Source organism: Flavobacterium sp., assembly GCF_036405015.1.
Taxonomy (GTDB): Bacteria; Bacteroidota; Bacteroidia; order Flavobacteriales; family Flavobacteriaceae; genus Flavobacterium.
In genome coordinates, this window is sequence record NZ_DASWYK010000240.1 from 1 (window position 1) to 4977 (window position 4977).

Sequence of the window (4977 nt, forward strand, 5' to 3'; positions counted from 1 at the left end):
TAATTTTCTCAAGTTTCTCTATGTTGTTTTATGCAAAAAGATACAACTTGTCTGAGTCTTTCTGGGCTTATTCTTACAGTGTTTTCTACACTTTCAGTTTATTCTGGATTGCGCCTTATGCGATAGCAACAGCTAACAAAAAAGGATGGTTGACAAGAGGATTATAAATTAGTACACTATTCATTCTATATAAAAACTCCGTAAAGAAAAACCCGCTGTATTTTCAGCGGGTTTTTTGATTTATCACATAAACGTTTAATATTCTTAATGTTCCGTAGGAACATCTCGTTGGTAAAAAAAAATACCTCGTTTTGTGTTGTGTCCTGTAGGGACACTTGATTTTTCTAAATGGAATATTCAAATCAATAATCAAACGTTCCTACGGAACGTACTGTATGATTCAAAATCTATTTCTACTACCGACGAGATGTTCCTACGGAACATTACAAAAGGTTGATACGAGTTGTTCAAAGAAATTAATATTCCAAAGAAGCAATAATTTGTTTTTTCATAGAAGTATGAATATAATCTAAAGCTTCGGCATAAGAAATAGAATAACGTCTCTCAATTTTTTGAAATTGCTCTGGAAATTCACTTAAAATTTTATCGTAATAAATATCCAAATGACTTTCAGAAGGCATTTCATATTTCAAACGAAGCTGAAATCTTCTCAATAAAGCACTGTCTATAATTTCGTAATGATTCGTTGCGCAGATTACTAAACTATCTGAAGGAAAATAATCAAAAAGCTGAATTATCGTATTGACCAAACGTCTCATTTCGCCAACATCTTTATCGTCGCTGTCACGGCTTTTTCCGATTTGATCAAATTCATCTAAAAATAAAACCGCTCTTTCGCGAATTGCTTTATCAAAAATGGCTTTTAGATTTTTAGAAGTTTCACCAATTCTCGCATCAATTACAGTGCTGAGGTTTACAATGATAATCTTTTTGTTTAACGTATTTGCAATCGCTTTGGCAGTTGTCGTTTTACCACAACCCGAACTTCCGTGAAGCAATATTTTATTATCAACTTTGAGATTGTATTTTTTTAATTCGTCAATATATTGATGTTCTTTGATAATTTGAAGTAACAAAGCTTTATTTTCCTCGCTAAAAAACAAATCGTCTAAAGCGATTTTTTCAGTATCAATTACGGTAAGATCATTCAGGTTCATCTGCGTTTTATTTGCTGCAAAATTAAGTTTTATTCTGCAATGTTTTCATTCCAGATTTCTTTTCCTAAAAAACGATTTCCAAAGATCGAAGTTCCAATTCTTACCATATTAGAACCTTCGGCAATCGCCAGTTCTAAGTCTTGTGACATTCCCATGGAGAGTTTTAAATCTTCTAAACCTTCAATTCCTTCAGCGTAAATTTCATCTCGAATGGTTCTTAAAAGTCGTAAAGACGGAATCATTTTTTCTTTTTCAACATCTAAAAGTCCAATGCTCATTAAACCTTTAATATTCAAGGTTTCGTACGTTTTTATTTTTTTAATGAATGATAAAACTTCTGAAGGATCCAATCCAAATTTGCTTTCTTCATAAGAAGTATTCACCTGAACAAAAACATCTAATTTTCTGTTTTGGTTTTGAAGTTGTTTGTGCAATTCATCAGCCAGATTTATTCGATCCAAAGATTGAATGCAAGTCACGTATTTCAAAACATCTTTTACTTTATTGGTTTGAAGATGTCCAATAAAATGCCGTTCAACAGGAAGATTTTTCAAAACATCATTTTTATCTCGTAGTTCCTGCATTTTATTTTCTCCCATTAAAGTTTCGCCAGCTTGAATTGCAATTCGTATTTGTTCTGCCGGAACAGTTTTAGTTGCCAATAAAAGCTGAACATCAGCTGGATTTCTGCCAGCCAATACACAAGCATTTTCAATACGCTGATGGACTTTAATCAAATTAAAAATAATATCGTTTTTCATACCGCAAAATTAAACCTAATCTGGAAGGTGCTTTTGATCCAGTTTTTGTAATTAAAAGTAGTCCAGATAAAACGATTGTTTTTAAATTAATTGAATTTAAAAACAATTTTTATTTAAAATCTCAACTGGACCAGTACCGCTCAAAAAATGAAAAAACTGGATGATTCACTACTTCCAAAACCAATATAAATTTGCAAAGAGAAAACACAGAATCTTAGTGACTTAGAACCTTAGCACCTTTAAAAAAAATGAAAATAGCAGTTTGGGATACTTATGTAACCCGCAAAGACGGAAAAATTATGCATTTTGATATTTTAGTTGATGAAAATGTTAACGATGCAGAACAAGTTTATGAATACGGAAAATTATACTTAAAAAGTGTAGATCAAGAAGGGCAGGCATTATCTTCTAAAGAATGCCGTTTTTGTCACATTGATAAAGCACCGATTGAAGTAGAAAATCAAGTTCGGGCAAATGGTTTTTCTATTATTGAAATGGAAAACTGTAATTGATTTATTTTAAACACATAGAAACATAGTTTTTAAAATACTTCAAAAAGGCGTTTCACTGTCATTAATGCACATAGCTATGTGTAATGACCAGTCATTCTATTTTTATCCTTTCAATAAATATAAAATCTATGTTTCTATGTGTTAGAAAAAAAAGGTTTTGATTTCTTTCAGCCGGGCAAACTGTTTGTTACCCTGAGTGAAGTCGAAAGTTTTTTTATAACAATTTTGCAAGCGCTTTTATTCCTTCTTCAATTTGTTTTTCAGAAAGTGAAGCATAACCCAAACGAAAACCTTTGATCATTTCGTCAAAACTAAATCGGTCAGGGTTCATGATTTGAATGCCTAGTGCTTTTAGCTTTTCGAAAATTTCCAGAACATTAACTTCTGAATTTGGAACAATCCAAAACGCAAGTCCGCCTTCGGGTTTTGTAAACGTGATTTTGTCTTGCAGATATTGATTTAAAATGCTTTCAAAATAATCTCTTTTGTTTTTGTAAACCAAATTAGTCTTTTTAAGATGACGCTTTATTTTACCTTCATTGATGAGGTTTAGAATTGCTTCTTCCATAATATTATCGCCCTGAACATCGATGATTTTTCTATGGTTTCCAATTTTTTGAATGTTCTCATGTGAACTCGCTAAATATCCAATACGTAAAGCTGGCGCGACAATTTTACTGAAAGTGCCAATATAAATGTAATTTTTCAGAGCCGAATAACTCGAAATTGGAAGTATCGGTCGTTGTCCAAAATGAAATTCATTATCATAATCGTCTTCAATTATTGTAAAATGATACTGATTGGAAAGTTCAATCAATTTTAATCTCTTTTTTAAAGACAAGGTCACTGTAGTCGGAAATTGATGATGAGGTGTAACATAAATCGCTTTTATGTTTTTATGCTGAAGGTATTTTTCGACTTGATTAATATCTAATCCGTCAGATTCTACATTTACAGGAAGTAAAGTTGCGCCAGCATTTTCAAAAGCTTCCCAAGCAGGTTTGTAACCGGGATTTTCAACCAAAACAAAGTCGCCCGATTTTAATATACAATGTGAAGCCAAATACATCGCCATTTGACTTCCTCGTGTAATGCAAATTTGATCGTGCGAAATACTCATACCACGTTTAAAATTCAGCATTTGGGCAATTGATTTTCTGAATTCGAGACTTCCTAATTCATTGCTGTAACCCATAATCTGCCAGCGTGATTTTCGGCTGAATAATTCTCTGTAGGCTCTTGCCAAATCATTCATTGGTGCCAATCGGCTGTCGGGAAGTCCATCATCAAAAGTCAGATAACTTTTAGGCTCTTCCATAATGGTTTCTGACTCTTTTTTGTTTTCTGAAATGAGAGAAAATTTTGGAAGGGAATGCGTTACAAAAGTTCCTTTTCGGTCAACAGAGATAAGCCAGCCTTCGGCAATCAAAACGTCTAGAGCTTCAACAACCGTATTCCGATTCACTTTCAATAATGCCGCCAATTGCCTGCTTCCAGGAAGAGCATTACCGCTAATTAATTTCCCTGTTTTAATCGCATCAATCACAGCATCGGCAATTTGAAGATAAATCGCTTTGTTGGATTTTTTGTCAAGCTGAATTTCTAATGACCACGGACGAAGCATCTGGACTATTTTTTATTTAAAAATAAAAACTATTTACTAGTCCAAAAATACAATAATTATAAGATGGAAAATATATTTTGTAAAAAAGTTCAAAGCTAAAATCAAAAGGGGCATTCAATAAAAAAGGGAACGGTTATAGACGTTCCCTTTTTTTTCTAAGAGTATTAAGAAAGTACTGTATCTGGCAGGACAACAGTTTTTTGAGTAAAATTTAAAGTCAATTGATCCAAATGTCCGTAGAAAAAAGTATCCAGAACTTCTTGGAAAACCGGATGGGCATTTTCTACCTGAACAAATAAACTCATAGACGAATGCAGTTTTCTGGCGTCAAGTTCGCCCAGAATACCTTCAGCAGATTTCTTTTTAAAAGTCAGCAACAATTTTGAAATTTCAATTAAATGTTTCGCCAAAATCGGATGATTTAAAAATTCAGTTGCCTCTTTCAGATCTGCAACAGCATAATAATCGGAGAGAGCACTTTTTCCTAATCCTTGTATTTGCGGAAAAATAAACCACATCCAATTGGTTTGTTTTTTACCTTTTTTAAGTTCAGAATAGGCAGTTAAGTACAATTTGTTTTGAGCATCTAAAAATCGGGTCAAATCATTTTTTGCATAAATCATGTTGAGATCATTTATTAAATGGTTTGTAAATCGGGTTTCTATATCGGGTAACACTTTTAAAATTTCTGTATTAAACTTCATCGAATTTTCGATATCCAAAAGTAGAATTCAACGTCTTTTAGAAGTTATAGAATTATAGTTGGTTGTTATATAATTTCGATAACGCATAAAAGTGTAAGAATGTCTTGTTAATTTCTTTTTAAAGTTTTAGTCTTCCCTAAATTCTAATGTTATTTTAATGTTCCAGAAAAAAATTGGCTCTAAATTGCGCGCTCAGAA

The 4977-nt window shown here is 32.5% G+C and carries 5 protein-coding genes and 1 pseudogene; 2 read left to right on the top strand and 4 right to left on the bottom strand.

Translation table 11 applies throughout. The features are described from left to right. A pseudogene (locus VGE71_RS21015) lies at positions 1 to 167 on the top strand (glycosyltransferase family 2 protein); the annotation flags it as partial. A gap of 309 nt (positions 168 to 476) precedes the next feature. Here VGE71_RS21015 and VGE71_RS21020 read toward each other — a convergent pair. Then, entirely contained in the window at positions 477 to 1178 is a 702-nt protein-coding gene (locus VGE71_RS21020) for an ATP-binding protein (RefSeq protein WP_331140068.1), read from the bottom strand. A 29-nt stretch (positions 1179 to 1207) separates the two neighbouring features. Further along, positions 1208 to 1939 carry a YggS family pyridoxal phosphate-dependent enzyme gene (locus tag VGE71_RS21025; protein WP_331140069.1) on the bottom strand — a complete coding sequence of 244 codons (732 nt, stop codon included), beginning with the start codon at positions 1937 to 1939 and terminating at the stop codon, positions 1208 to 1210. Between the two features lie 248 nt (positions 1940 to 2187). Between VGE71_RS21025 and VGE71_RS21030 the strand changes: the two genes are divergently transcribed. Further along, positions 2188 to 2451 (top strand): DUF2024 family protein, encoded by a 264-nt coding sequence (locus VGE71_RS21030; RefSeq protein WP_331140070.1) that lies wholly within the window; start codon positions 2188 to 2190, stop codon positions 2449 to 2451. 214 nt (positions 2452 to 2665) lie between these two features. On the opposite strand, the gene VGE71_RS21035 is transcribed toward VGE71_RS21030, so the two are convergent. Together VGE71_RS21035 and VGE71_RS21040 are read right to left on the bottom strand one after the other, a co-directional pair. Then, positions 2666 to 4075, bottom strand: a complete 1410-nt coding sequence (locus VGE71_RS21035) for a PLP-dependent aminotransferase family protein (RefSeq protein ID WP_331140071.1) — start codon at positions 4073 to 4075, stop codon at positions 2666 to 2668. A gap of 164 nt (positions 4076 to 4239) precedes the next feature. Further along, a complete protein-coding gene (locus tag VGE71_RS21040; protein WP_331140072.1) occupies positions 4240 to 4698 on the bottom strand; it encodes a DUF1810 domain-containing protein in 459 nt (152 codons plus the stop codon). Positions 4699 to 4977: the final 279 nt, after the last annotated feature.

Excerpts from the sequence above, each read along its gene's own strand:
- VGE71_RS21020 (WP_331140068.1), bottom strand. The coding sequence starts at position 1,178 with ATGAACCTGAATGATCTTACCGTAATTGATACTGAAAAAATCGCTTTA.
- VGE71_RS21025 (WP_331140069.1), bottom strand. The coding sequence starts at position 1,939 with ATGAAAAACGATATTATTTTTAATTTGATTAAAGTCCATCAGCGTATT.
- VGE71_RS21030 (WP_331140070.1), top strand. The coding sequence starts at position 2,188 with ATGAAAATAGCAGTTTGGGATACTTATGTAACCCGCAAAGACGGAAAA.
- VGE71_RS21035 (WP_331140071.1), bottom strand. The coding sequence starts at position 4,075 with ATGCTTCGTCCGTGGTCATTAGAAATTCAGCTTGACAAAAAATCCAAC.
- VGE71_RS21040 (WP_331140072.1), bottom strand. The coding sequence starts at position 4,698 with ATGATTTATGCAAAAAATGATTTGACCCGATTTTTAGATGCTCAAAAC.